At 66.3% G+C, this 23,408-nt stretch carries 30 protein-coding genes; 22 read left to right on the top strand and 8 right to left on the bottom strand.

All coding sequences use genetic code 11. From position 1 onward, the window contains the following. Positions 1-108: 108 nt before the first annotated feature. The 10 genes from infC to NZL82_RS06165 all read left to right on the top strand — a co-directional run bounded on the left by infC (position 109) and on the right by NZL82_RS06165 (position 7,805). Positions 109-642, top strand: coding sequence for a translation initiation factor IF-3 (infC, locus tag NZL82_RS06120; protein ID WP_037569087.1), 534 nt, complete (start codon positions 109-111; stop codon positions 640-642). Between the two features lie 202 nt (positions 643-844). Next, positions 845-2,107: a glutamate-5-semialdehyde dehydrogenase gene (locus NZL82_RS06125; RefSeq protein WP_261268890.1), complete on the top strand. Its 1,263-nt coding sequence runs from the start codon at positions 845-847 to the stop codon at positions 2,105-2,107. Continuing rightward, positions 2,104-2,703, top strand: a complete 600-nt coding sequence (locus NZL82_RS06130) for a nicotinate-nucleotide adenylyltransferase (RefSeq protein ID WP_261268891.1) — start codon at positions 2,104-2,106, stop codon at positions 2,701-2,703. Before NZL82_RS06125 ends, NZL82_RS06130 begins: the two co-directional genes overlap by 4 nt. Positions 2,704-2,715: 12 nt before the next feature. Then, the gene (gene rsfS, locus NZL82_RS06135; protein ID WP_261268892.1) at positions 2,716-3,144 is read left to right on the top strand and encodes a ribosome silencing factor; all 429 of its coding nucleotides are present in this window, start codon (positions 2,716-2,718) and stop codon (positions 3,142-3,144) included. 17 nt (positions 3,145-3,161) lie between these two features. Next, the gene (locus NZL82_RS06140) at positions 3,162-3,584 is read left to right on the top strand and encodes a 23S rRNA (pseudouridine(1915)-N(3))-methyltransferase RlmH (protein WP_261268893.1); all 423 of its coding nucleotides are present in this window, start codon (positions 3,162-3,164) and stop codon (positions 3,582-3,584) included. 2 nt (positions 3,585-3,586) lie between these two features. Next, complete coding sequence (locus NZL82_RS06145) at positions 3,587-4,750, top strand: murein hydrolase activator EnvC (protein WP_261268894.1); 1,164 nt, start codon at positions 3,587-3,589, stop codon at positions 4,748-4,750. Positions 4,751-4,921: 171 nt separating this feature from the next. Further along, on the top strand, positions 4,922-6,271 hold the full coding sequence (locus NZL82_RS06150; RefSeq protein WP_261268895.1) for a S41 family peptidase: 1,350 nt from the start codon (positions 4,922-4,924) through the stop codon (positions 6,269-6,271). A gap of 2 nt (positions 6,272-6,273) precedes the next feature. Continuing rightward, the gene (locus NZL82_RS06155; RefSeq protein ID WP_261268896.1) at positions 6,274-6,768 is read left to right on the top strand and encodes a disulfide bond formation protein B; all 495 of its coding nucleotides are present in this window, start codon (positions 6,274-6,276) and stop codon (positions 6,766-6,768) included. Next, the gene (locus tag NZL82_RS06160; protein WP_261268897.1) at positions 6,765-7,307 is read left to right on the top strand and encodes a demethoxyubiquinone hydroxylase family protein; all 543 of its coding nucleotides are present in this window, start codon (positions 6,765-6,767) and stop codon (positions 7,305-7,307) included. Before NZL82_RS06155 ends, NZL82_RS06160 begins: the two co-directional genes overlap by 4 nt. A gap of 24 nt (positions 7,308-7,331) precedes the next feature. Next, a complete protein-coding gene (locus tag NZL82_RS06165; protein ID WP_261268898.1) occupies positions 7,332-7,805 on the top strand; it encodes a hypothetical protein in 474 nt (157 codons plus the stop codon). Between the two features lie 230 nt (positions 7,806-8,035). On the opposite strand, the gene NZL82_RS06170 is transcribed toward NZL82_RS06165, so the two are convergent. After that, complete coding sequence (locus NZL82_RS06170; RefSeq protein ID WP_261268899.1) at positions 8,036-9,103, bottom strand: Glu/Leu/Phe/Val dehydrogenase; 1,068 nt, start codon at positions 9,101-9,103, stop codon at positions 8,036-8,038. Positions 9,104-9,233: 130 nt separating this feature from the next. On the opposite strand from NZL82_RS06170, the gene NZL82_RS06175 reads away from it, so the two are divergent. Further along, complete coding sequence (locus NZL82_RS06175; protein WP_261268900.1) at positions 9,234-9,707, top strand: Lrp/AsnC family transcriptional regulator; 474 nt, start codon at positions 9,234-9,236, stop codon at positions 9,705-9,707. Positions 9,708-9,790: 83 nt separating this feature from the next. Beyond that, on the top strand, positions 9,791-11,206 hold the full coding sequence (locus tag NZL82_RS06180) for a glycosyltransferase family 39 protein (RefSeq protein ID WP_261268901.1): 1,416 nt from the start codon (positions 9,791-9,793) through the stop codon (positions 11,204-11,206). Here the strand turns inward: NZL82_RS06180 and NZL82_RS06185 are convergent. After that, entirely contained in the window at positions 11,161-11,796 is a 636-nt protein-coding gene (locus NZL82_RS06185) for a DedA family protein (RefSeq protein ID WP_261268902.1), read from the bottom strand. The two genes, NZL82_RS06180 and NZL82_RS06185, sit on opposite strands and share 46 nt — an antisense overlap. Before the next feature lie 75 nt (positions 11,797-11,871). Between NZL82_RS06185 and NZL82_RS06190 the strand changes: the two genes are divergently transcribed. The 3 genes from NZL82_RS06190 (at position 11,872) to NZL82_RS06200 (ending at position 13,253) form a co-directional block, all read left to right on the top strand. Further along, positions 11,872-12,669 carry an aldo/keto reductase gene (locus NZL82_RS06190; protein WP_261268903.1) on the top strand — a complete coding sequence of 266 codons (798 nt, stop codon included), beginning with the start codon at positions 11,872-11,874 and terminating at the stop codon, positions 12,667-12,669. 105 nt (positions 12,670-12,774) lie between these two features. Next, the gene (locus tag NZL82_RS06195) at positions 12,775-13,077 is read left to right on the top strand and encodes a helix-turn-helix transcriptional regulator (RefSeq protein ID WP_261268904.1); all 303 of its coding nucleotides are present in this window, start codon (positions 12,775-12,777) and stop codon (positions 13,075-13,077) included. 5 nt (positions 13,078-13,082) lie between these two features. Continuing rightward, complete coding sequence (locus tag NZL82_RS06200; protein ID WP_058715199.1) at positions 13,083-13,253, top strand: metallothionein; 171 nt, start codon at positions 13,083-13,085, stop codon at positions 13,251-13,253. An 83-nt stretch (positions 13,254-13,336) separates the two neighbouring features. Here the strand turns inward: NZL82_RS06200 and NZL82_RS06205 are convergent, their stop codons facing one another. The 3 genes from NZL82_RS06205 to NZL82_RS06215 all read right to left on the bottom strand — a co-directional run bounded on the left by NZL82_RS06205 (position 13,337) and on the right by NZL82_RS06215 (position 16,701). Continuing rightward, on the bottom strand, positions 13,337-14,734 hold the full coding sequence (locus NZL82_RS06205) for a UdgX family uracil-DNA binding protein (RefSeq protein WP_261268905.1): 1,398 nt from the start codon (positions 14,732-14,734) through the stop codon (positions 13,337-13,339). A 169-nt stretch (positions 14,735-14,903) separates the two neighbouring features. Further along, a complete protein-coding gene (locus NZL82_RS06210) occupies positions 14,904-15,389 on the bottom strand; it encodes a hemerythrin domain-containing protein (RefSeq protein ID WP_261268906.1) in 486 nt (161 codons plus the stop codon). Between the two features lie 67 nt (positions 15,390-15,456). Next, positions 15,457-16,701, bottom strand: a complete 1,245-nt coding sequence (locus tag NZL82_RS06215; protein WP_261269050.1) for a putative DNA modification/repair radical SAM protein — start codon at positions 16,699-16,701, stop codon at positions 15,457-15,459. Between the two features lie 107 nt (positions 16,702-16,808). On the opposite strand from NZL82_RS06215, the gene NZL82_RS06220 reads away from it, so the two are divergent. The 3 genes from NZL82_RS06220 to NZL82_RS06230 all read left to right on the top strand — a co-directional run bounded on the left by NZL82_RS06220 (position 16,809) and on the right by NZL82_RS06230 (position 18,571). Continuing rightward, positions 16,809-17,522 (top strand): DUF4163 domain-containing protein, encoded by a 714-nt coding sequence (locus tag NZL82_RS06220; protein WP_261268907.1) that lies wholly within the window; start codon positions 16,809-16,811, stop codon positions 17,520-17,522. A 73-nt stretch (positions 17,523-17,595) separates the two neighbouring features. Then, positions 17,596-18,051, top strand: coding sequence for a GFA family protein (locus tag NZL82_RS06225; RefSeq protein ID WP_261268908.1), 456 nt, complete (start codon positions 17,596-17,598; stop codon positions 18,049-18,051). 61 nt (positions 18,052-18,112) lie between these two features. Beyond that, complete coding sequence (locus NZL82_RS06230; protein WP_261268909.1) at positions 18,113-18,571, top strand: GNAT family N-acetyltransferase; 459 nt, start codon at positions 18,113-18,115, stop codon at positions 18,569-18,571. Here the strand turns inward: NZL82_RS06230 and NZL82_RS06235 are convergent. After that, a complete protein-coding gene (locus NZL82_RS06235) occupies positions 18,568-18,846 on the bottom strand; it encodes a UvrB/UvrC motif-containing protein (RefSeq protein ID WP_261268910.1) in 279 nt (92 codons plus the stop codon). The genes NZL82_RS06230 and NZL82_RS06235 overlap by 4 nt on opposite strands. A gap of 15 nt (positions 18,847-18,861) precedes the next feature. Then, positions 18,862-19,968 (bottom strand): tRNA 2-thiouridine(34) synthase MnmA, encoded by a 1,107-nt coding sequence (gene mnmA, locus NZL82_RS06240; RefSeq protein ID WP_405051347.1) that lies wholly within the window; start codon positions 19,966-19,968, stop codon positions 18,862-18,864. Between the two features lie 168 nt (positions 19,969-20,136). On the opposite strand from mnmA, the gene NZL82_RS06245 reads away from it, so the two are divergent. The 3 genes from NZL82_RS06245 to NZL82_RS06255 all read left to right on the top strand — a co-directional run bounded on the left by NZL82_RS06245 (position 20,137) and on the right by NZL82_RS06255 (position 21,139). Next, a complete protein-coding gene (locus NZL82_RS06245) occupies positions 20,137-20,367 on the top strand; it encodes a hypothetical protein (protein WP_261268911.1) in 231 nt (76 codons plus the stop codon). A 96-nt stretch (positions 20,368-20,463) separates the two neighbouring features. After that, positions 20,464-20,763 carry a DUF1153 domain-containing protein gene (locus tag NZL82_RS06250; RefSeq protein ID WP_261268912.1) on the top strand — a complete coding sequence of 100 codons (300 nt, stop codon included), beginning with the start codon at positions 20,464-20,466 and terminating at the stop codon, positions 20,761-20,763. Positions 20,764-20,881: 118 nt separating this feature from the next. Further along, positions 20,882-21,139, top strand: a complete 258-nt coding sequence (locus tag NZL82_RS06255; RefSeq protein WP_230482577.1) for a GlsB/YeaQ/YmgE family stress response membrane protein — start codon at positions 20,882-20,884, stop codon at positions 21,137-21,139. Between the two features lie 142 nt (positions 21,140-21,281). Here NZL82_RS06255 and NZL82_RS06260 read toward each other — a convergent pair whose 3' ends face one another. Beyond that, complete coding sequence (locus tag NZL82_RS06260; protein WP_261268913.1) at positions 21,282-22,025, bottom strand: SIMPL domain-containing protein; 744 nt, start codon at positions 22,023-22,025, stop codon at positions 21,282-21,284. A 206-nt stretch (positions 22,026-22,231) separates the two neighbouring features. Between NZL82_RS06260 and NZL82_RS06265 the strand changes: the two genes are divergently transcribed. After that, the gene (locus NZL82_RS06265) at positions 22,232-23,407 is read left to right on the top strand and encodes an efflux RND transporter periplasmic adaptor subunit (RefSeq protein ID WP_261269052.1); all 1,176 of its coding nucleotides are present in this window, start codon (positions 22,232-22,234) and stop codon (positions 23,405-23,407) included. The last annotated feature ends 1 nt before the right edge of the window (position 23,408 follow it).

The raw sequence follows: 23,408 nt of genomic DNA on the forward strand, positions 1-23,408 counted from the left end.
ATAAGCTAAAGGAAAGGGCGGGACGTTTGTCTCGCCCTTTCAAATTTGTGCCCGATCGCTTATATTGAAATCGTAATTGCCACAGGAGAAATACCCATACGTCCTCCCATGATGCGCCGTCCGATGCAGGCGCCGCCGATGAACGGTCCTCGGTTCAACGAGTGGATTCAAAGCCCCAAGGTTCGCGTGATCGACCATGAGGGCGAGAACCTTGGCGTGATGTACACGCGCGAGGCGATGGCGCAGGCCCAGGAGCTCGGCCTCGACCTGGTCGAAGTGTCGCCCAACGCCGATCCGCCCGTCGCCAAGTTCCTCGACGTCGGCAAATATAAGTACGAGGCGCAGAAGAAGGCGAATCTCGCCCGCAAGTCGCAGAAGACGCAGGAGATCAAGGAGATCAAGATGCGTCCGAACATCGACGACCATGATTACGACACCAAGATGAAGAAGGTGGTCGAATTCATCGGCGAGGGCGACAAGGTGAAGGTCACCATGCGCTTCCGTGGCCGCGAGCTGAGCCATGGCCAGCTCGGCATGAACGTGCTCCAGCGCGTCGCCGAGCAGGTGGCCGAGGTTGCCAAGGTCGAAGCCTATCCGCGCATGGAAGGCCGCCAGATGCTGATGGTGCTCGCGCCCAAGTGATCGGATGCGACTCGGGGCATCGATGCTCCGGGCGTGATGATAGTGATGGAAAACCCCGGTGCCTTGGTCGCGCCGGGGTTTTTCTTTGTGGCGCGCGCTGACCCCGGCGAGGGGGCGTGCGTGCGGGCCGGGCATCTGTGCTTGCAGCCCGCCAAGAATCTTGTTTTGGCGCGCCCGCCCCGACCGTGATAGCGAACCCGTCATGGCCGACCATCACGACATAGCCGCCCTGATCGCCGATATGGGACGCCGCGCACGTTCCGCCGCCGGAACGCTGGCGCAGATGCCGACCGCCGCCAAGGCCGCTGCGCTGCGCAGCGGGGCAGAGGCGATCCGGGCGGCGACCGCGACCATCCTTCAGGCGAATGCACGCGACATGGCGGCCGGTGCGGCCAACGGCCTCTCCCCCGCCATGCTAGATCGGCTGAAGCTGGACGAGGCGCGGATTGCGGGCGTGGTGTCCGGTGTCGAGGCTGTCGCGGCGCTGCCCGATCCGGTGGGCGAGCGGATCGATGAGCGGACCCGGCCCAACGGACTCAACCTGTCCCGCGTCCGCGTGCCGGTCGGGGTGATCGGTATCGTCTATGAGAGCCGCCCCAATGTCACCATCGATGCCGCCGCGCTGTGCGCGATGGCGGGCAATGCCGCGATCCTGCGTGGCGGCTCGGAAGCGGTGCATAGCAATCGGGCGCTTCATGCCGCCTTTGTCGAGGGCTGGACGGCGGCGGGCGGTCCGGCAGATGCGGTGCAACTGGTCCCGACCACCGACCGTGCGGCGGTGGGCGCGATGCTGGCGGCGGATGGGCTGATCGACCTGCTGATCCCGCGCGGTGGCAAGAGCCTGGTCGCGCGGGTACAGGCCGAGGCGAAGGTGCCGGTGCTCGCGCATCTCGACGGGATCAACCATGTCTATGTCGATGGATCCGCCGATCATGCGATGGCGACGCGTATCGTGCGCGATGCCAAGATGCGCCGTACCGGCATTTGCGGGGCGATGGAGACGTTGCTGATCGACCGCGCTTATTGCCACCCCGCCGAACTGGTCGCGGCCCTGGTCGATGCCGGTTGCACGGTGCGCGCCGACGACGATGTGCGCGAGATCGTTCCGGGTCTGGAGGCTGCCACGCCCGAGGATTGGGACACCGAATATCTCGACGCGATCGCCAGCGTCGCGCTGGTCGATGGGCTGGACGGTGCGATGGCGCATATTGCCGCGCACGGATCGCACCACACCGACGCGATCGTTGCGGAGGACGAGGCCCTGGCCGAGCGCTTCCTGGCCGAGGTCGACAGCGCCATCGTGCTGTGGAACGCCTCGACCCAGTTCGCGGACGGGAGCGAATTCGGACTGGGCGCGGAGATCGGCATCGCCACCGGGCGGCTCCATGCGCGTGGGCCGGTCGCCCTTGAGGGGCTGACGACCTATAAATGGATCGGGCGAGGGCGGGGCCAGATCCGAGGATGAAAATCGGCCTGCTCGGCGGGTCGTTCAATCCCGCGCATGGTGGCCATCGCCGCATCACGCTGGACGCGATGCGCGCGCTCGACCTCGACGAAGTGTGGTGGCTGGTCTCCCCCGGCAATCCGTTGAAGGATGGGGCGGGGGACATGGCGCCCTTTGCCGCGCGGCTGGCATCGGCCCGGCGGATGGCTCGGCGCGCGCCGATCCGGGCCAGCGCGATCGAGCAGGAACTGCACACCCGCTATACGTTGGACACGGTGCGCGCGATCACCCGCCGCTACCCCGGCCATCGCTTCATCTGGTTGATGGGCGAGGATAATCTGGAACAATTTCACCGCTGGCTCGGATGGCGATCGATTGCGCGCGCGATCCCGATTGCGGTTATCGGCCGTCCGGGGTACAATGCCGCCGCTCACGCGACACCCGCGCTGGGCTGGTTCAGGCGTTTCCAGAGGCGTCCGGACCAGGCGAAGAACTGGACGATGTGGAGTTTGCCGGCCTTCGTGCTGTTGCGCTTCCGCCCCGACCCGACTTCCGCCACGGGCCTTCGGGCCCGCGATCCGGACTGGTTTCGGCATATGGGCCGAAACGTCCCCTGAACAGGAGCTCACTTGGCCACTTCCCCGCAATCGCCGCGTCCGTCCGATCCTGCTGAGGTGGAGGCGCTGCACCGCCTCATTCTCGCCTCGCTCGACGACGACCAGGCGGTGGAGACGATTTCGATCCCGCTCGCGGGCAAGTCGTCGATCGCAGACTTTATGGTGATCGCCAGCGGTCGTTCGACCCGGCAGGTCGCCTCGATGGCGATGAAGCTCGCCGAGAAGATCAAGGCGGAGTTCGGCCGTTCGGTGCGGATCGAAGGTCTGCCGACCGCCGACTGGGTGCTGATCGACGCGAACGACGTGATCGTCCACCTGTTCCGGCCCGAGGTCCGCACCTTCTACAATCTGGAACGTATGTGGGCGTTCGGCGACGCGCCGACTCCGCCAACCGGCGGAGCCGGCAACCCGATGCCGAGTCCCGCCGACCGCCAGCTCTGACGCTTTAGAGACCGCCCGTGCTGCTGCATATCGTCGCGCGTGGGCGGATCGGCCGTTCGCCCGAGGCCGAGCTGGTCGATCGCTATCTCAAGCGAATCGGCTGGCCGACCAAGATCACCGAACTGCCCGACACCGGCGGCAAGGTTCCACCGCTGGAGGGGCAGGTGCGTCTCGTCCTGATGGACGAAAAGGGCGAGAATCTGTCCTCGATGGATTTTGCCAAGCGACTCGAGCGCTGGCGTGACGATGGCGTACGCGAATGCCGCTTCATGATCGGCGCGGCGGACGGGTTCGATGATGCCGACCGGGCGCGTGCCGACCTGCTCATTTCCTATGGTCGCGCGACCTGGCCGCACATGATGGCGCGCGCGATGCTCGCCGAGCAGTTGTTCCGCGCGACCAGCATCCTGGCCAACCACCCCTACCACCGCGAGGGGTGAGCATGGCGGGGGGCTGGCGTAGCGGAATGGCGCTGGCGGCTCTGCTGCTGCTCGGCGCGACCGATATTGCCGGCGATCAGCGACGGCTGGCCGATGCCCGCACCGGCGCGGCGGCGGCGCGCGCGCGTGCGCAGGCGCTGGAGCGACAGGCGGGCGCGGAGCGCGATGCTGCCGCAATCGCCCAGGCCAAGGAGCGCGCCATGGCCGCCCGAGTCGTGGCGGCGGAAGCGGACGTGACGGCGGCGCGCGCGCGGGTCGATCTCGTCGCCGGACTGCTGGCGCAGCAACGGGCGCGACTGGCGGAGGCGCAGGCCCCGCTCGCGCATCTCTTGGCGGCGATGCAGAGCATGGCGGCGCGTCCTCCGGTCGCGGCGGTGGCGCAGCCCGGTTCGATCGCCGATCTGGCCCATGTCCGGGCGATCTTCGGAACCATTTCTCCGGTCATCGCTGCGCGGTCGGCGGCAGTGCGGGCCGAACTGGCCGCGACCCGGCGCGTGCGGGCCCAGGCCGCACTGGCCGCCCGCGCGCTGGCGGCGACCACGACCAAGCTGGAGGGCGAACGTCAGGCATTGGCGCGGCTGGAGGCCGGTCATCGCGGGCGCGCCGATGCGCTGGGGCAGGTGGCGGTGGACGAGTCGAACCGCGCCCTGGCATTGGGCGAGGCGGCGCGCGACATCGTCGACCGCATGGCCGAACGCGGCGAAGCCCGTGCGACCGAAAGCGAATTGCGCGCCCTGGCGGGGCCGATGGCTCGGCCGCTCGCGCCCGGTGTCGCGGGCCCGGCGATCGCGGCAGGCACCTATCGCCTGCCGGTCGCAGGACAGGTTGCGGGCGGCTTTGGCGAGATTTCGGATTCGGGTGTGCGGGCGCGGGGCATCACCCTGACCACCGTTCCCCATGCATCCGTGGTCGCTCCGGCCGCTGGCGAGGTCCGCTATGCCGCGCCGTTCCGGGGCTATGGCGGAATCGTCATCCTCAATCACGGTGCGGGCTGGACAAGCCTGGTCACCGGCTTGGGCGGCATCGCGGTCCGGGCAGGCCAGCGGGTCGAGGCGGGTGCGGTGCTGGGCCGAGCCGGACGTGGACGGGGCGGGGTCGATCCGCGTGTGACCGTCGAACTGCGGCGGGATGGGCGACCGATGGATATTGCCGCCATTCTGGGGTGAGGGCGGGGCGTGTGCCTCGACTTGGCCCAGCGTGGACGGCTGTTGGGCTGGCGGGCCGTGCCGCCCGCCTTTTCCCGTCCGCCGTTCGGCCCCCGTTCAGCACGGTTGCGCTTTGATTGCGGTCGGCTTCCCGCTACACAGGCGGACCGCTTTTCTGGTCCAGGACCCTCGATGCCCCGTACGCTTCCGAAACGTCCGCTTCTGACTGCTACTGCCATCGTCGGCGCGCTTGCCATGGTGCCGATCACCACCTCCGCGATGGCGGCGGTCGACAGTTCTACCGTCCGCCAGTTCGACCGGTTTCTCGACGTCTACAACCGGATCAAGGCCGATTATGTCGACAAGGTCGATGACGACACGCTGATCAAGGGCGCGATCCAGGGGATGCTGGCCGCGCTCGATCCGCATAGCAGCTATGTCGATGCGCTCGATTTCGACAATCTGAAGATCCAGACCGAGGGCAATTATGGCGGGCTGGGCCTGACCGTGTCGATGGAGGACGGCGCGATCAAGGTCATCGCGCCGCAGGAGGATACCCCGGCGGGTCGCGCGGGCGTGAAGTCGGGCGACTATATCACCCATATCGACGGCAAGCTGATCTATGGCCAGTCGCTGGACGAGGCGATCGGCCAGATGCGGGGCAAGCCCGGCACCAAGATCAAGCTGACCATCGTCCGCCCCGGTCGCGACAAGCCGATCGAGCTGACCTTGACGCGCGAAGTCATCGTCCAGCGCCCGGTGAAGTGGGAAGTGAAGGGCGATGTCGGTTATATCAACATCAACACCTTCTCCGAGAACACGGGCGCCGACACGCGCGCGGCGATCATGGCGATCGACAAGGCGCTGGGCCATCGGCCGCTCGGCTATGTCGTCGATCTGCGCGACAATGGCGGCGGTCTGCTGACCCAGGCGATCGCGGTCAGCGACGCCTTCCTCGATCATGGCGAGATCGTGTCGCAGCGGGGCCGCGAGAAGTCGGACATCGAACGCTATTATGCCAAGCCCGGCGACGACGCGCATGGCCTGCCGGTGATCGTCCTGACCAACTCGGGCACCGCCTCGGCCTCCGAGATCGTCGCGGGTGCGCTCCAGGATCATCACCGCGCGCTGGTGATGGGCGAGCGCAGCTTCGGCAAGGGATCGGTGCAGACGCTGCTACCGCTGGGGCCGGAGACGGCACTGCGCCTGACCACCGCGCGCTATTACACCCCGTCGGGCCGGTCGGTGCAGGAGGGCGGGATCGAGCCCGATATCAAGGTGCCGCAGATTTCCGACCCCGATTACAAGACGCGCCCCGTCTTCCGCGAGGCCGATCTGCGCCGCCACCTGATCAACGAGGTGAAGGCGGATAACGCGATCCTGGAAGAGGATACCAAGGACGATCCGCGTTTCGCGATGACGCCCGAGGCGCTGAAGAAGCAGGGTGTCGAGGACTTCCAGCTTTACTATGCGCTCAAGACCATCGCGCGGCTGGGCGGACCCACCCAGGTCGCCGCCGCCACCAAGCCGCCGGTGAAGTGACCATGGCCGTGCCCCGTACCCGCGCCGAGAGGCTAGCCAACCTCATCGCCTTCTTCCTCCCGCTCGCGCTGCTGGCCGGCGCCTGGAGCAGCCAGTTGTTCGGCGGCCTCTATCCATGCGAGATGTGCCATTGGCAGCGCTGGCCGCATTATGCCGCGCTGCTGCCCGCCTTCGCCGCCTTCTTCGTCGGCCAGCGCAGCATCCGGGGATCGCTTGTCATCCTCGCCGCGTTGTTGATCGCAGTGTCGGGAGTGATCGGTGTCGCCCATGCCGGAGTCGAATATGGCTGGTGGCAGGGTTTCACCGCCTGCACTTCGACGGTGGATTTCACGGGTGGCTCCGCGGCCGACCGGCTGAACGCGATTCTGAAGGCGCCGGTCATCCGTTGCGACGTGGCGCAATGGACCCTGGGCGGGATTTCGCTGGCCGGGTTCAATGCGATCTTCTCGCTGGGCGGGGCGGCGGCGATCCTGGTGTTGATGAGGAAGGCACGATGAGCCAGCTGCGCTGGATGCCGGGCGACCGGCGCGAACCGATGAAGGCGATGGTCCGGGTGGACCAGGCCGGGGAATATGGCGCGACCCGCATCTACGCCGGGCAATTGGCCGTGTTGGGCGACCGCCACCCCTTTGCGCGCGCCATCCATCACATGGCCGAGCAGGAGGAGCGGCACCGCGCCTTTTTCGACCGGATGATCGCCGAACGCCGGGTCCGCCCGACCCTGTTCCAGCCCTTCTGGGACAAGGCGGGCTTTGCGCTGGGCGCGATCACGGCGGCGATCAGCCCCAAGGCGGCGATGGCCTGCACCGCGGCGGTCGAGACCGAGATCGACAAACATTATCAGGCGCAGCTCGACGAACTGGGCGATAGCGACCCCGAATTGTCGAACGCGATCGCCGATTTCCAGGCCGAAGAACTGGAGCATCGCGACCACGCGCTGGGCGCGGGTGCGGAAGAGGCGATAGCCTATCCGGTGATGTATGGTTTGATCCGGGCAGGCTGCAAGGTCGCGATCGCCGCGGCCAAGCGGATCTGACACCGGACGAGCGGGAGAGAGAGGATGTTCCACCGTTCATGGCGCCTCGTGGCGCTGGCGGGTTTCGGCATGATCGCGGCGGGCGAACCCGCTTTGGCGCAACAGGTCGCCGCGCCCGGTGCGATCAAGGCCCGGCCGATCGAGGGGCCGGGGGAAGTGTCGCGCAATGCACCGGTCAACGGCGTGCTGACCCTGTTCGGCAATGAACGTTGCCCGACCGACAATAACGGCAATGAGATCGTGGTCTGCGTTCGCCGTAGCGCCGAGGAGCAGTTCCGCGTTCCCAAGGAGCTGCGCGAGCTTCAGGTGACGCCCGAGAATGAAAGCTGGGCGGCGCGCGCGACGGGCACACTGAACGAGGGAACCGGCGTCAACAGCATTGGCAGTTGCTCGGCGGTGGGCGCGGGCGGCGCGACGGGGTGCTTCGTCCAGCGCGCCCGTGAGAACCGCGCGATCAATGCCCAGCGCAAGCGGGACGAAGAACCGCGGAATCCGTGATGGTTGAAGCCCCCTCTCCCCCCATATGGAGAGGTGGTCGGCCACAAGTCTGACAGAGGGGGGACGCTTCCGATAGGAGGGCATCCCTGCACTATCTCCCCTTGCAGGGGCGGAATGGGTGTCGTTCATGGGGCGGAACGTGCGCTGCGACGTCGCTCGGGGTGAACGGAGGTCAGGCGTCTATCCTACCCTCCGTCCGGCCTGAGCGACGTCGAAAGCCAAAGGGCCGCTTAAGCCGCCTGCGCCTGCACCCGTGGGCCGCGCGCCATGCGATCCTGCGCGATGGCGCGGGCCGCGTGATGCGGGGTCAATCCGGCGCTGGCGGCATGGGCCAGCGTATCACCCATCCGCATGCCGATGGCCAGGACACGTCGGCGAACCTCGGCCTTGCGCCAGCCCAGATATTCGCCCGCGACATTGACGATGCCACCCGCATTGACGAGGAAATCGGGCGCGTAGAGTATGTCCCGCTCGGCCAGCCGTTCGGCCATGGCGTCGTCGGCCAGCTGGTTATTGGCCGCGCCGCATACGACGCTGGCCTTCAGATCGGCGACGCTCTGCGCGTTCAGCACGCCGCCCAGTGCGCAAGGGGCGAACACATCGGCGCGGGCCGACAGCAAGGCGCGGCTGCTCATCACCATCGCGCCGAACCGGTCGGCGGCGCGCGCGGCGACCTCACTGCGCGGCTCGGCGACGATCAGCGTCGCACCCGCTTCGTGCAGCAATTCGCACAGGGCAAAGCCGACATGGCCGAGCCCCTGCACCGCCACCGTCATGTCCGAAAGCTCCGCGCCCAGACGGTGCCGAACGGCGGCACGCATCGCCTGCAACACACCCAGCGCGGTCCAGGGCGACGGATCGCCGCCCGGCTGCGCCCCCTTGGGTGGCAAACCCGCGACATGGTGCGTCTGGGTCGCAACCTCGCTCATGTCCGCAACGCTGGTCCCGACATCCTCGGCGGTGACATAGCGGCCCTTGAGCGAAGCGACCTCCCGGCCGAAGGCGCGGAACAGCGCCGCACGGTCGAAGGGGCCATCGGGCAGGCAGATCACCGCCTTGCCGCCGCCAAAGGGAAGCTCGGCCAGCGCATTCTTCAGTGCCATGCCCTCGGCCAGTCGCAGTGCGTCCAGCGTGGCCGCCTGATGATCGGCATAGCGCCACAGCCGGCATCCGCCCGCCGCCGGCCCCAGGGCGGTCGAGTGCAGCGCGATGATCCCCCGCGCACCACTTTCCCGGTCGTAGAAAGTCACCACTTCTTCGGGTGGCAGATCCTGACGGTGATGGGTGGTGAGCGACATGGTGTGATCCCTGAATGGTCTGGCAATAGAGTGAATAGCGCATGACACCGGGCGAAACTGGCCGCATTTGATGGTCGCAAGTAGGAAATCCGGTTGAAATGACCCAGATTCTTCATTTATCGGAAAGAACATGCCGCACGACCTCGATATTTGGGAACGGCGAATCCTCGCCCTGCTTCAGGAGGATGCCAGCCTGTCCACCGCCGCCATCGCCGAGGCGGTCGGCCTGTCCGCCTCCCCATGCTGGCGGCGGATCGATCGGCTGGAGCGGGATGGCATCATCAAGCGGCGCGTGGCGCTGGTCGATCGGGCGAAGGTCGGGCTGAAGGCGCAGATCTTCGCGCAGGTGAAGCTGAATGCGCATGGCCGCGCGAATCTGGACCAGTTCGCCGCCGCGATCCGCGAGATCCCCGAGGTGATGGAATGCCATGTCCTGATGGGCTCGGTCGACTTCATGCTGCGTATCGTCGCGGCGGACATCGAATCCTATGAACGGTTGTTCTTCGAGCGCCTGTCGAACCTGCCGGGGGTGCAGGAAATCAATTCGACCGTGGCGCTGTCGGAGATCAAATCGACCAGCGCGCTGCCCATCGCGCAAGCCTGACGCCCCTCCATTGATGGCATGGCTTGCCTTGCATCGCGGCAGCCAGCCGGATAGCGCGCGGCGGCAAGGCGAGGGGGTTGGCGATGAGCAGGTGGCAGGGCTTGAGCGGCATTCGGATCGGCCTGTTCCTGCTGATCTGGTTCTCCGCCAGCTGGTTCGGATCGTGGGAGCTTAACCCCAACAACGCCACGCGCCTGTTCGCCGCGATCCGCATGGTCGAGAATGGCACGGCGACGATCGACCCCATGGCACCGCTGACCATCGACAAGGCGCAGTTCGGCGACCATGCCTATCTCGACAAGGCGCCGGGCATGACCCTGATGGCGCTGCCCGCCGTCGCACTGGTCGATGGCATCACCGGCGACCGGGCCGATCATCATGCGATGACGGCGGGGGACGAGGGTTTCGTTCGCTATCTGCGGTTGCGGACGCGTGTCGCCGCCGCGCTGGGATCGGCGCTGCTGACCGCGATCGCGTCGGTGCTGTTGTTCGACCTGGCGTGGCGCGTGACCGGGCAAAGCGTCGCGGCGCTGTTCGCCGCCCTGGGCTATGCGCTTGGAACCCCGATCTGGGGCTATTCGACCACATTGATGGGCCATGCCGGCGTCGCGGCGCTGTTCGTCATCGCGCTGGCCGCCGTCGAACGAGGGGGAGGCCGGTGGCTGGCGGTGGCGGGGCTCGCGCTGGGCTGGGCCGTGGTGGTCGAGTATCAGGCGGTGCTTGCCGGGTCGCTGATCGGCTTATGGGCGGTCTGGCGGCATCGCCGTCGGCCTGCCGCGCTGTGGCCGATGATCGCCGGTGGCGTGATCGGACTGTTGCCGCTGCTGGGCTATAATATCTTCGCCTTCGGGACGCCGTTCCGCATCGGCTATTCGGGTGTGGTGGGGTTCGAGGGGATGAATCAGGGACTGTTCGGCCTGACCCTGCCCGATCCGGGGGTGCTATGGGCGATATTGGCCGGGCCGACACGCGGGCTGATCTGGGTCGCGCCGATCTTGCTTCTGGCGCCCATGGGCTTGTGGCGACTGGCGGAGGAGCGGGAAACGCGTGGCCTCGCGCTGACGGCGGGCGGGGTGGCGGTGGTCGCGCTGCTGATCAACGCGGCCTATGTCTATTGGGACGGCGGCAACGCGACCGGGCCGCGTCATGCCATGCCGCTGGCCGGGGTGGCGGCGCTCGGGCTAGCCCCCTTCTGGGCGGCGACGCGCTCGGTTGGGTTGCGGGGGCTGAACGCCGCGATCCTGCTGGTGTCGATCGGGATCAACATGACCATCGCGGCGGCGGAAATCTTCGCGCCATCGGCATTCCGCTGGGTCTGGTGGGACGCGGTGATCCAGCAGCATTTCCGCTATGGCGACCTTCGCACCGTGGCGTCCGAATGGTGGGGCTGGAGAACGTGGGACGGCCTGGCCCTGTGGGCTGTGGTGGCCATCCCGCTGGCCCTTTGGCTGGTTCAGTCCTGCGCGCGCTTGAGCCCGCGCACGCGGTGCCAGACGTAGAGGCCGATCAGCACCACCAGCACGATCCCGATGGCCAGGTCGGCGCGGTGGAAGAACGCCTTTACGCGCGGGTCCGAATCCCATTTCTCGCCCAGTTCGCGCCCGACGATCGCCAGCACCAGACAAAAGGGCCAGCTGCCCAGAAAGGTGTAGAGGTGGAAGGGCACGAGCTTCATCCGCGCCACGCCCGCCGGAAAGGCGATGAAGGTGCGGATGACCGGCAATAGCCGCCCGATCAGCACCGCGATCGAGCCATATCGCGCGAAGAAGCGATCCGCGGCGTCGAGCTCGCCCGGACCGATCAACAGATATTTGCCCCAGCGCTCCGCAACCGGACGCCCGCCGCGCTTGCCGATCTCATAGGCGACGATCGAGCCCAGATTGCAACCCAGCGCCCCCGCCGTCGCGGCGAGGTAGAGGTTGAACTGCCCGGTCGACACCAGATAGCCCGCGAAGGGCATGATGATCTCGGACGGCAGCGGGATGCACGCGCTCTCGATCGCCATCAGCAGCATGATGCCCAGATAGCCGCCGGTGGAAATCACCCAGATGGCAAAGCCCGCCAGCGCGGAAAGAATTTGTTCGACCATGGGGCCAGCGACTTGCGCGATCCGGCCGCAGTGGTCAATCGGAACCGGGGCGCAAGCCGGTCGGTTTGGGACGGCATGACGATGCTGACCCTGAATGACGGCCGCGCCATGCCCCGACTGGGCCTTGGTACCTATCAGATCCCGGACTCGCAGGTCGCGCTGGTCGTGCGGCGCGGATGGGATACCGGCTATCGGCTGATCGATACCGCCGCCCTTTATGGCAATGAGCGCGGCGTAGGTGAGGGGTTGCGCGATACCGACGCCTTTCTGACCACAAAGCTGTGGAACGACCGCCACCGCGACGCCGGGGCGGCGCTGGACGAAAGCCTGGCGCTGTTGGGAGTCGACGCGGTCGACCTGTATCTCATCCACTGGCCGGTTCCGGCCGAGGACGATTATGTCGAGGCCTGGCAAAGCCTGATCGCATTGCGTGAGGCGGGCAAGGCCAGGTCGATCGGCGTGTCGAACTTCCTGCCCGAACATCTCGACCGGATCATCGAGGCGACGGGTGTGGTGCCCGCCGTCAATCAGATCGAGCTGCATCCCCGGTTCCAGCAGCGCGAGGCGCGCGAATATCATGCGGCGAAGGGCATCGTGACCCAGAGCTGGAGCCCGCTGGGCCAGGGCGGCGAACTGCTGAAGGCGCCTGCGATCGCTGCGATCGCGGACAAGCATGGTCGCTCGGCGGCGCAGGTCGTGCTGGCCTGGCATCTGGCGCATGGCCTGTCGGTCATCCCCAAGGCGGCGGATGCGGCGCATATGGCGGACAATTTCGCCGCGATCGGACTGACGCTGGACGCCGAGGATATGGCGGCGATCGATGCGCTGGACGATGAGGACGGCCGGATCGGGCCGGACCCGAGGACGATGTGACGGACGGCGCCGCAATCTGCCCACTCAGGCGCCCCGCATCGGAATGTTGATTGACATCAACTTTCATATGAACATATTAGAACGCGTTCATATGTTGATATTTGCATGACACCGGATGAAGGGGCGTTGCTCGCCGATGTGTTTCGTCTTCTCGGCGAACCCAATCGGCTGAGGCTTGTGGTCGCGTGTCTGGACGGGCCGCGTACCGTGAGCGAGCTGACGCAGGAGGTAGGCGTGAGCCAGAGCCTGGTTTCGCAGCATCTGCGATTGCTGCGCGCCGGGCGTCTGCTCAAGCAGAGCCGGCAGGGACGCAACGTCCTTTACGAGCTGCCCGACTGCCATATCCGCACCATGCTGACCAACATGATGGACCATGTGCTCGAACCTGAATCCGTAGATGAGGAGTGATTCCAATGGCCGTCACCGTCGATCAAGTGAAGTGTGCGTGCGCCGACTGCGTCTGCATCGTCAGCGTCAACAATGCCATCGAGGCCGAGGGCCGCAGCTTCTGCAGCGATGCCTGCGCCCAGCATCATGAGGGCGGCAATGGCTGCGACCACGCCGGTTGCACCTGCCACGGCTGATTGTTCGACGGGACCGGGTGTCTCTGGCACCCGGCCTCTGTCGTGAAAAGTGGTTGCGGTACCACTCAACAATGTACCCCGCGCTACGGAAGCGCTGACGCCGCCAGCTTCAAGTCCTCCACGAACCGCGCATATTCGACTTTCTTCGCCTCCGGATCGGGCAGGCGGAGCAGGAAGCTGGGGTGCACCGTGATGAACGCGGTGCCGCCATCGGGCAGGGTCAGCGCCCTGCCTCGCTCCCGCCCGATCGTCATCACCTTGCCGAACAGCGATCGCGCCGCCGTCGCCCCCAGCGCGACCGTCACCTGTGGCTGGATCAGCAGGCGTTCCTGCTCCACCCACCAGCGACAGGCCTGGATTTCGCCCGCATTGGGCGAGCTATGGATACGACGCTTGCCGCGCGGTTCGAATTTGAAATGCTTGACGGCGTTGGTGACATAAGCCCTCGCACGATCGATTCCGGCTTCCGCCACCGCGCGGTCGAAGACCTGTCCGGCCGGGCCGACAAAGGGATAGCCCGCCAGATCCTCCTGGTCGCCCGGCTGCTCGCCGACGAACATCAGCGCGGCGTCCACCGGGCCTTCGCCGAACACCGTCTGCGTTGCGGGCGCATAGAGCGGGCAGCGGGTGCAGCCCATCGCCTCGTCGCGGAGGGCCGCCCAAGCCGCTTGCGCATTGCCGCCGCGCCCCGAACGGACATCCACCTTGGCCGTGTCGATCATGCCCGTCTCCCGTGCCTGCGCGCCTGCGATCAGTTGCGGGACCAACGCGGTTTCCGGCATGTTTTTCCAGTATTTGCGCGGCATCTCCTTCAACATCGCGCCGATCTTCACGCGCGCGGGGTTGAAGATGCTGGCATAATAGGTCTTCCACACCGCCTCGGTCGGATCGCCCTCGGGCGCGTCGGCCTTGCTGGCACCCGGTCCTTCGGCAAGTGTCTTGCCGTCCCAATGGAGCGACACCTCGGGTGTCAGGATCGACCAGCGCATCGTGGTGAAGCGGTTGACGAAGAACGCCGCATTGGCCCGGACGATATGATGCTCCGGTTCGAACCAGGCGACATAGCGCGGGCCGTCGTCATCCTCGGTCTCGCGGAAGCGCAGGAACGCCCGCATCTTGTGAATGTCGCGGCGCACCGCCTTGGCTAGTCGGTCGAGACGACGGACCAGCGGATCGGCCTGATCCTCGATCAGCCGAGGCTGCCGCCGCAGTCGGTCGAGCGCGGTGTGAAGCAGCGCGAAACGTTCCTGGTCGTTGGACAGGATCACGCTGCGCGCAAGGTCGAGAAAACCGCGCGAGACGGTGAAGCGCGGGGCGGGGGTGGTCGGACTGTCGTCGGCCACCGAGCCGAACAGATCGGCAGGTTGATCGCCGACCTGCCATACGACCTGATCGGGCGGCACGCTGTCGGCGATCAGCCCGCGTGCCGCTTCACGCCAGGCGTCGAAGTCATCGGGCGCGGGCAGGGTTATGATGCGCATGGAAAGATCCCTATTCCTCCCCCGTAAGGGGAGGGGAACCATGCGCAGCATGGTGGAAGGGTGTTACCGCTTGAAAAGGTACGCTTTGCTCGCGACCCGGAACACCCCTCCGTCTGACCTGCGGCCTGCCACCTCCCCTTGCAGGGGAGGAATTCAATGGCATCCGGTATCAATCGCGTTCGTCTCCGCCGGGCGGGTTGGCCTTGGCCTCCTTCGCCTCGATGGGTTTGCGGGTTTCATAAATCTCCGCCAGTTTCTGCTCGGTCGCGTCGTCGAGCTCCTTCTCGGCGGCAGGGAACATCTCTTCCTCTTCCTCGTCGATATGATGTTCATAGCGATGACGCATGTGGAAGAATTTGGATTCCCATTCGTCCGAGGCGAAGTCGAGGTCCATCATCTCGCCGAGCAGATCGTCGATCTCCTTATGCTCGGACACCGAATGGCGGGCATCGTCGCGCAGTTCGGGTTCGCCCAGCATGGTGGCGTAGAGCGATTCCTCCTCAGCGGCCGCGTGGCTCTGAATCTCGATACGAAAGGTCTCGAACAGCTTCTTGCGCTTGGCCCCGTCGCCCTTCAGCTCGGCCAGTTCCTTGAGCATTTCGCGCTGTTTGTCGTGATCGCGCTTCAGATCGGCATAGATGTCTGCGGTCGCCATGATCCTGTCTCCTTCGCGCATCCAACACCGAAGCGCGGCGGTCGTTTCACCCGCGAATCACTCTCACTCAGCCGAAAAGTTCGAGCTGTTTGACCTGCGGCTTGACCAGCGGCCGGAGGTCCGCCTGCTCGGCCAGCGCGACGGGCCACCAGTCCTCCGCGATCAGGAAAGGCCGCAATTTGGCGATCGACACGGTCAGCCGCGCGATATCCTCCAGCCGCAATCGCCGCCATTTGCGGCTGGCGATGATCCGGTCCACCGCCTTCACCCCGAGACCCGGCACGCGGAGCAGCATTTCGCGCGGCGCGCGGTTCACATCGACCGGGAAATGCTGACGGAATTTGAGCGCCCAAGCGAGCTTGGGATCGATGTCGAGCGGCAGCATTCCCGTCGCCTCATCGGCGGCGGCGGCCACTTCGCGCGGCTGATAGTCGTAGAAGCGCATGAGCCAGTCGGACTGGTAAAGCCGGTGCTCGCGCATCAGGGGCGGCCGTTGCAGCGGCAATACGGCCGACGCATCGGGGATCGGACTGAACGCCGAATAATAGACGCGACGCAGGCGGAAACGGTCATAGAGCGTCGCCGCGCGCCCGACGATGTCGCGGTCGGTCGCGGCGTCCGCACCAACGATCATCTGGGTGGACTGGCCGGCGGGGGCGAAGCCGGGGGCGGACTTGTACTTCTTCGCCGCATCCTGCCGATCGTCGATCGCGGTCTTCACCTCCGCCATCGCGCCTTCGATCCGGGCGGCGTCCTTTTCGGGCGCGAGCCGCTTCAGCCCGCCGACCGTGGGCAATTCGACATTGATCGACACGCGATCGGCATGAACGCCCGCCAGCCGCACCAATTCGGGATCGGCATCGGGGATCGTCTTCAGATGGATATAGCCACGAAAGCCATGATCCTCCCGCAGGGCCCGCGCGACCTCGACGATCTGCTCCATCGTATAGTTGGACGATTTGATGATGCCCGAGGAGAGGAACAGCCCCTCGATATAATTGCGCCGGTAAAAGGCGAGGGTGAGGTTCACCACCTCCTGCGCGGTGAAGCGCGCGCGGCGGACGTTGGACGACTTGCGATTGATGCAATAATGGCAGTCGAAGATGCAGCTATTGGTCAGCAGGATCTTCAACAGCGAGATGCATCGGCCATCGGGCGCATAGGCGTGGCAAATGCCCATCCCTTCGGTCGAGCCGATCCCCTTGCCGTCGCGGCTGTCGCGCTTGGACGTGCCCGAAGACGCGCAGGAGGCGTCATATTTTGCGGCGTCCGCCAGGATCGCCAGCTTCTCACGAGTGTCGAGTTGCGCCATTTGTTCGATATACGTTCTTGGCATGTCGTGAACAAGACGAACGCGGCCGGTCATCGTCCGTACAGCCCGACTGGTCCAGACATATTCGCTCCGGGAGGAGATGGGCGATGCACAAGGTAATGATCGGGCTGGCGTTATGCGGAATGACGGCCCCGCTGGCCGCGCAGACGGTGGCGAGCCACGCCAAGACGGCGGATTATGAATTCGCCTATCGTTACCCCGCCGCCGTCGCGCGCATCCCCGCCTTGAAGCGCACGCTCGATGGCGAAGCGGCCAATCTCCGACGGAAAACGGCGCACGACGCCGCATCGGATCGGCGCGAGGCCAAGGCTTCCGGCTTTCCGTTCCGGCCCTATTCCTATGAAAAGACGTGGAAGGTCGTGACCGACACGCCGCGTTTCCTCAGCCTGTCGAGCGACAGCTATGACTATACGGGCGGGGCGCATGGGCAGCCTGCTTCGTCGGCGCTGCTCTGGGACAAGGCGGCGGGGCGGCGGTTGGACACCAAGGCGGTTTTCGTCTCGCTCGCCGCGCTGCAAAGCGCGACGCGGATCGATTATTGCGCGCGTCTTCGGATCGAACAGCGGCGGCGCAATCAGGGCGAGGGCTCTTCGATGAATGTCTGTCCGCCGGTCAAGGATCTGACCATATTGCTGGGATCGACCAACGGCCGCGCGATCGACCGCATCGGATTGCTTGCCGACCCTTATGTCGCGGGCTCCTATGCCGAGGGCAGCTATGAGGTGACGTTGCCGGTCACGCGGGCGATCGCCGGGGCGGTGAAGCCCGCCTATCGCGCAGCCTTCGCCCTGGGGCGTTAACGGGAAAGCCAGGTCGCGGCGCGCAAGAGGGGTGCATCGGACCGCCTTCTCTCTATTATCTCGTCCCGACGCCATGAGGGGAGACGAAGTCGTGATGGCTGAGGAGCGGAAGGATCGCTGGGCCGGACAATGCCATTGCGGTGCGGTCCGTTTCGAGGCGACGCTCAGCGACGGCCTCAATAGCGTGCGGCGCTGCAATTGCTCCTATTGCCGGATGCGGGGTGCCGTGGTCGTCTCCGCCGAAATGGGCGGCATCACGATCCTAGGCGGGGAGGATCGCCTGACGCGCTATCGGTTCAATACGGGCGTGGCCGAACATTTCTTCTGTTCGATCTGCGGCATCTACACCCATCATCAAAGGCGATCCAATCGCGATCAATATGGCGTCAACGTCGCCTGTCTGGACGGCCTGTCCCCCTTTGATTTCGCCGAAGTGCCGGTCAATGACGGCATCAATCACCCCAGCGACACCCATGCGCCGGCAAGGCTGACCGGGGTGCTTCGCTTCGTTCCTGCCGAGCAGCCATAGGGATCGGGCTTGGCAAGAGATGGAACGGGAGTAGGATTTGGCCGACAGCGAAGGGGGAATGATGGAAATACGGCAGGACGATCCGAGCGCGCCTTATGTCGCGGACCTGCTCGCGCTGCACCTGCGCGAGTTGCGAGGGGAAATGGCCGAATATTCCTTCGCGCTCGACGCGTCGGGCTTGTCGGCGCCAGACGTGACCTTCTGGACGGTGTGGGAAGGGGAAACCCTGATGGGCTTCGGCGCCCTGAAGCAGCTAGCGCCGGATCATGGCGAGGTGAAGTCGATGCGGGCCGCGCCGGCGGCACGGCGCAGGGGCGTGGGACGACGGGTGCTGACGCATATCATTGAACAGGCACGGCAACGCGGCTATGCGCGCCTGAGCCTCGAAACCGGGACGGCGCCGTTTTATGCGCCCGCCATCGCGCTGTACGGCAGCGCGGGGTTCGTGGCATGCGAAGCGTTTGCGGACTATTCGCCCAGCCCGCATAACCAGTTCTTCCGTCTCGACCTGGCGGCTTAGGATCGACCCTGTCGCCGCCCGCGACCCTTGGTCATCGGGTCGGGCTTTTTCGGGGGCACCCAGCCATCGGGGCGCTCGGGGCGGGACTGGCTGGTGCCCAGGCCCATGGCGCCCGGCTGTTGCCGGGTGAGGCCGCTGGTGTCGACGCTCATATCCTCCGCCCCGCCGCGCAACAGGTTGATGCGGTCGCGCAAGGCCCGCGCCTCCTCGAAATCGAGGCGTTCGGCGGCCGCCTCCATCTGGTGGCGCAGGTCTTCGATGGTGGGGCCGGTCATGCCGGGATCAACGCGTCAGGCGGCGATCCGTGCCGCCTCGGTCTGCGCGATCCAGCCGCCGCCGAGCACCCGGTCGCCGTCATAGAGCACCGCCGCCTGCCCCGGCGACACGCCATATTCGGGTGTGTCGAAGACCAGGCGGTCGCCGACCATCCGCGCCGGAACAGGCTTGGCCATGGAGCGGACCTTGGCGAGGAGCGGACCGTCGAGCGGGCCCAGCACGTTCATGCCCGTCAGCCGGGCCGCCTCGACCGCCAGCGCACTGCGCGGGCCGACGACGACGCGCCTGGTGTCGGGCTCCAGCCGGACGACATATAGCGGTTCGGGGCTGCCGCCGATTTCCAGCCCGCGCCGCTGGCCGACCGTATAGTGGATCAGGCCGCGATGCTCGCCCAGCTTCGCGCCCGCCAGATCGACGATGTCGCCGCGCGTATCCGATTCCGGACGCAATTTCTTCACCAGCCCCGCATAGTCGCCATCGGGGACGAAGCAGATGTCCTGGCTATCGGGCTTGGCCGCGACGCCAAGACCCAGTTCGGCGGCGATTTCCCGCACGCGGGACTTGGGCAGCGCCCCCAGCGGGAAGCGTAGAAAGTCGAGCTGGCCTTGCGTCGTCGCGAACAGGAAATAGCTCTGGTCGCGTGCCGGATCGGCCCCGCGATGCAGCTCTGCACCGTTCACCCCCGCGACGCGCCGGACATAATGGCCCGTCGCCAGGCAATCCGCGCCCAGATCGCGCGCCAGCTTCAGCAGATCGGTGAATTTCGGCCCCATATTGCACTGGACGCACGGGATCGGCGTCCGCCCGGCCAGATACTCGTCGGCGAAGCGATCGACGACCTGGGTGCGGAAACTGTCCTCATGGTCGAAGACATAGTGTGCGATGCCCAGCCTGTCGCAGACCGCGCGCGCGTCGCGAATGTCGCGGCCGGCGCAGCAGGCACCCGCGCGGCCGACCGCCTCACCATGGTCATAGAGTTGCAGGGTCACGCCGATGGTTTCGGCCCCCGTCGCATGGGCCAGCGCGGCGACGACCGAGCTGTCCACGCCGCCCGACATCGCCACCACGATCCGACGGGCCCGGGGATCGCCCCCAAGCTGAAAATCCACCATCTGCTCCATGCACGCCCCATACGCTTTTCCCGCCACGGTTGCAAAGCAGGCGCCTCTGTTCAGGGGCATGCGGATCGGGTCGGGGCCCAAGAAAAGTGCGAAAACCCCAGCACCCTTTACCCGGCTTTCATATCCGTCCGATAACAGGGCGGTTCACGATCGGGATGGATTGCGCTTTTGGACCTGAGCTTCAACCGCTTTGACCGGGATGCCGAACTGACGGTGCTGCCGCCCGATCTGGCGGTGCTGATGGTCGGTGCGACGGCTCGGCAGGCTGCCAGCCGCACGGCGGCGGTGCAGGCGGGCTTCGTCCGTGCCGCCCCCGATCCGGCGCTGTTCGCGCCGCTCGATGGCGCGTTCAACGGCCCGATGGCGCGATATCTGGCCCGGTGGGGAAAGAATGAATAAACCGTTAACCTTTCGGATTTAAGAGATGTTGAAGGGCCTGCGTCAGGACGTCCCTTACAGACGACATGGGGTAGGGAGCCCCAAAGAGGTTGTATGATGATCGAGAATCAGAAGATTCGGCCTGCCAAGGTAATCGGGCCGCTCGGCGAACCGCTGACACTCGAATCGCTTCCCCCGCCCAGCACGACCCGCTGGGTGGTCCGTCGCAAGGCGGAGGTGGTCGCGGCGGTGAATGGCGGACTGCTCTCGGTCGACGAGGTTTGCGAACGCTATGGCCTGACGGTCGAGGAATTCGCCGGGTGGCAGCGCGCCATCGATCGGTCGGGCATGCCCGGCCTGCGGGTGACCCGCATCCAGCATTATCGCTCGCTCTACGAACGCCAGCAGAAATATTGACATCCAAATCGTTTGCGAAATCAGTTCATCGAATTGACGGTACGGGGACGGAACAATAACCGCCATTCGCACGTCTTTCCCCCGTGTCCCGCTCGCGGGCCCAACGGAGGGAAAGACAATGGGTATTATCCTGTGGCTTATCATCGGTGGTGTCATCGGCTGGCTGGCCAGCATCATCATGCGTACTGACGCCCAGCAGGGCATCTTCCTGAACATCGTCGTCGGCATCATCGGCGCGTTCATCGGCGGCCTGATCTTTGCCGGTGGCTCGATCAACAACGCTGGTCTGTCGCTCTATTCGTTCCTCGTTTCGCTGCTGGGCGCCGTCGTCCTGCTGGCGATCGTGAACCTCGTTCGTCGCGGTCGGGTGCGCTAAGCACTCATACGCTCCGAGCGGAAACAAAGAGGCCGTCCGGGATGCCGGGCGGCCTCTTTTGTATGTCGGGTATGGCGAATGTCCGGGCCCGACCAGGGGCGGGCGTCGCCCCCCCCCGCCGTTGGGCGAAGGGGGCGCGCGATCAGTTCAGCAGGAAGCGGACCGAGACATTGACCGTCACGTCCCGCTCGCCCGGTGCGATGCTGGTCTTGGCCGAGGCGTCGGCGGCCATCGCACGCGCCATCATCATCGGCCGCTCCGGACCACCTGCATCCGCGCCGTTTTCGGTGATCGACACGATCCGGGCGACGCGCATTCCCGCCGCCTTGGCATAAAGCTCGGCCCGGGCGCGCGCCTTGGCGACGGCATCGGTCCGCGCCTCGTCCACCGCCGCATCGGGCTTGTCGATCGACAGGTTGGGGCCGTCAATCTGGTTCGCGCCCTGCGCCACCAGCGCATCCAGCACCGTGCCGGACTTTGCGACATCGCGGAACCGGATGCTCAGCGTGTTGGTCGCCTGGTATCCGGTGATGGTCGGCGGGACATTCTCGCCATAGCGATATTGCGGCTGGAGCTGGACGGTCGCGGTCTGGATGTCGCGGTCGGCGACGCCCGCCCGCCTCACCGCCGCCAGCACGCGCGCCATGCGCTGGGCATTGTCGGTCAGCGCGGCGGCCGCCGTCGCACCCTGGCTGACCACGCCCGCGCGGATCGTCGCCAGGTCGGGCACGCGCGTCGTGCGCCCCTCCGCCGAGACGTCGAGCACGGTGCCGGCCGCCGGAACCAGCGGCTCGACCGTGGTCGGCGCGGGTAGCGATTGGGCGGCGACGCCCGACGCGACCGCGATCGGGGCCAGTGCGGCGGTGAACAGGAAAAATTTCATCATCAACTCCCTTTGATGCTGCCGAGCCTTTGGCCGACCACGCCGAAACGTGCGATGAACGCGCCCGCCGCATCTTAGAGCCGCCTTAATCTTCCAATAGGCAAAGTCCCTTGAGCATGGTGATGTATTTCTATAATACAGCCGTGAATTGGGCGCATCTGCGGCGTGGGCCACGACATTAGGATGCGGATCGGGGATCGATGACGAACATGAATTACGAAACGGGGGCGATCGGCGGCGGCAGCCACATGGCACTGGAAGGCCCCGCACCCGCGCGGCGCCGTTGGATTCCGGTCGTGGTGGTGCTGGTCCTCGTGGCGCTGCTGGGTTGGTATCTGCTGGCCGGCAAGAAGCATGATTCGCCGGCGGGCGCGTCCGCGAGCACGCAGATTCCCAACATCACCGTCGTCGTCCCCGGACAGCAGACGGTCAGCCGCGTCGTCTCCGCGACCGGGACGCTGGCCGCGCGGCGGGAAATGCCGGTCGGCGTCGCAGGCGAGGGGGGCATGATCACCCGCGTCCTGGTCGAACCGGGCCAGTGGGTTCGCGCGGGACAGGTGCTGGCGACGGTCGATCGCTCGGTGCAGACCCAGACCGCGTCGGCGCTCAATGCCCAGGTCGCGGTGGCGCAGTCGGATCAGCAGATCGCGCAGGCCGAGCTCGACCGCGCGCAGCAACTGGTCGATCGCGGCTTCATCTCCAAGGCCGATCTTCAGCGCCGGGCTGCGACCCGCGATGCCGCCGCCGCCCGCGTCCGCGCGGCGCAGGCGACGTATAAGGAAGCGCAGGCGCGCAACGGCCGCCTCGACATTCGCGCTCCCGCCGAGGGACTGATCCTGACCCGCGCCGCCGAACCGGGGCAGATCGTCAGCTCGGGCTCGGGCGTGTTGTTCCGCATGGCGATGGGTGGCCAGATGGAGTTGCGGGCGCAACTTGCCGAATCGGACTTGGTCGGCCTGAATGTCGGCGCGCCCGCCACCGTCACCCCGGTTGGCGGCGACAAGAGCTTCAACGGCGAGGTGTGGCAGGTGTCGCCGGTCATCGACCCGCAGACGCGTCAGGGCGTTGCGCGCATCGCGCTGGCCTATAGTCCCGAACTGCGTCCGGGCGGCTTCGCCTCCGCCACGATCCGCGGCGGCGCGGGGCGTGCGCCGGTGCTGCCGGACTCGGCGATCCAGAGCGACGACAAGGGCAGTTTCGTGTATATCGTCGGCTCCGACAACAAGGTCGCGCGCCGCAACATCAAGATCGGGCAGGTATCGGACGATGGCGTGACCATCGCATCGGGCCTGAACGGCGACGAGCGGGTGGTGCGTTCGGCGGGTGGCTTCCTGGCGGCTGGCCAGCTGGTCCGTCCGATTCTCGCAGGCCGGGAGGCCAAGTGAC

The sequence above is a fragment of the Sphingomonas sp. LC-1 genome (assembly GCF_025371035.1).
Taxonomy (GTDB): Bacteria; Pseudomonadota; Alphaproteobacteria; order Sphingomonadales; family Sphingomonadaceae; genus Sphingomonas; species Sphingomonas sanguinis_E.

Coding starts and splice junctions, on each gene's coding strand:
- infC (WP_037569087.1), top strand. CDS start 109: ATGATGCGCCGTCCGATGCAGGCGCCGCCGATGAACGGTCCTCGGTTC.
- NZL82_RS06125 (WP_261268890.1), top strand. CDS start 845: ATGGCCGACCATCACGACATAGCCGCCCTGATCGCCGATATGGGACGC.
- NZL82_RS06130 (WP_261268891.1), top strand. CDS start 2,104: ATGAAAATCGGCCTGCTCGGCGGGTCGTTCAATCCCGCGCATGGTGGC.
- NZL82_RS06145 (WP_261268894.1), top strand. CDS start 3,587: ATGGCGGGGGGCTGGCGTAGCGGAATGGCGCTGGCGGCTCTGCTGCTG.
- NZL82_RS06150 (WP_261268895.1), top strand. CDS start 4,922: ATGCCCCGTACGCTTCCGAAACGTCCGCTTCTGACTGCTACTGCCATC.
- NZL82_RS06155 (WP_261268896.1), top strand. CDS start 6,274: ATGGCCGTGCCCCGTACCCGCGCCGAGAGGCTAGCCAACCTCATCGCC.
- NZL82_RS06160 (WP_261268897.1), top strand. CDS start 6,765: ATGAGCCAGCTGCGCTGGATGCCGGGCGACCGGCGCGAACCGATGAAG.
- NZL82_RS06165 (WP_261268898.1), top strand. CDS start 7,332: ATGTTCCACCGTTCATGGCGCCTCGTGGCGCTGGCGGGTTTCGGCATG.
- NZL82_RS06170 (WP_261268899.1), bottom strand. CDS start 9,103: ATGTCGCTCACCACCCATCACCGTCAGGATCTGCCACCCGAAGAAGTG.
- NZL82_RS06175 (WP_261268900.1), top strand. CDS start 9,234: ATGCCGCACGACCTCGATATTTGGGAACGGCGAATCCTCGCCCTGCTT.
- NZL82_RS06180 (WP_261268901.1), top strand. CDS start 9,791: ATGAGCAGGTGGCAGGGCTTGAGCGGCATTCGGATCGGCCTGTTCCTG.
- NZL82_RS06185 (WP_261268902.1), bottom strand. CDS start 11,796: ATGGTCGAACAAATTCTTTCCGCGCTGGCGGGCTTTGCCATCTGGGTG.
- NZL82_RS06190 (WP_261268903.1), top strand. CDS start 11,872: ATGACGATGCTGACCCTGAATGACGGCCGCGCCATGCCCCGACTGGGC.
- NZL82_RS06195 (WP_261268904.1), top strand. CDS start 12,775: ATGACACCGGATGAAGGGGCGTTGCTCGCCGATGTGTTTCGTCTTCTC.
- NZL82_RS06200 (WP_058715199.1), top strand. CDS start 13,083: ATGGCCGTCACCGTCGATCAAGTGAAGTGTGCGTGCGCCGACTGCGTC.
- NZL82_RS06205 (WP_261268905.1), bottom strand. CDS start 14,734: ATGCGCATCATAACCCTGCCCGCGCCCGATGACTTCGACGCCTGGCGT.
- NZL82_RS06210 (WP_261268906.1), bottom strand. CDS start 15,389: ATGGCGACCGCAGACATCTATGCCGATCTGAAGCGCGATCACGACAAA.
- NZL82_RS06215 (WP_261269050.1), bottom strand. CDS start 16,701: ATGGCGCAACTCGACACTCGTGAGAAGCTGGCGATCCTGGCGGACGCC.
- NZL82_RS06220 (WP_261268907.1), top strand. CDS start 16,809: ATGCACAAGGTAATGATCGGGCTGGCGTTATGCGGAATGACGGCCCCG.
- NZL82_RS06225 (WP_261268908.1), top strand. CDS start 17,596: ATGAGGGGAGACGAAGTCGTGATGGCTGAGGAGCGGAAGGATCGCTGG.
- NZL82_RS06230 (WP_261268909.1), top strand. CDS start 18,113: ATGGAAATACGGCAGGACGATCCGAGCGCGCCTTATGTCGCGGACCTG.
- NZL82_RS06235 (WP_261268910.1), bottom strand. CDS start 18,846: ATGACCGGCCCCACCATCGAAGACCTGCGCCACCAGATGGAGGCGGCC.
- mnmA (WP_405051347.1), bottom strand. CDS start 19,968: ATGGAGCAGATGGTGGATTTTCAGCTTGGGGGCGATCCCCGGGCCCGT.
- NZL82_RS06250 (WP_261268912.1), top strand. CDS start 20,464: ATGATCGAGAATCAGAAGATTCGGCCTGCCAAGGTAATCGGGCCGCTC.
- NZL82_RS06255 (WP_230482577.1), top strand. CDS start 20,882: ATGGGTATTATCCTGTGGCTTATCATCGGTGGTGTCATCGGCTGGCTG.
- NZL82_RS06260 (WP_261268913.1), bottom strand. CDS start 22,025: ATGATGAAATTTTTCCTGTTCACCGCCGCACTGGCCCCGATCGCGGTC.
- NZL82_RS06265 (WP_261269052.1), top strand. CDS start 22,232: ATGAATTACGAAACGGGGGCGATCGGCGGCGGCAGCCACATGGCACTG.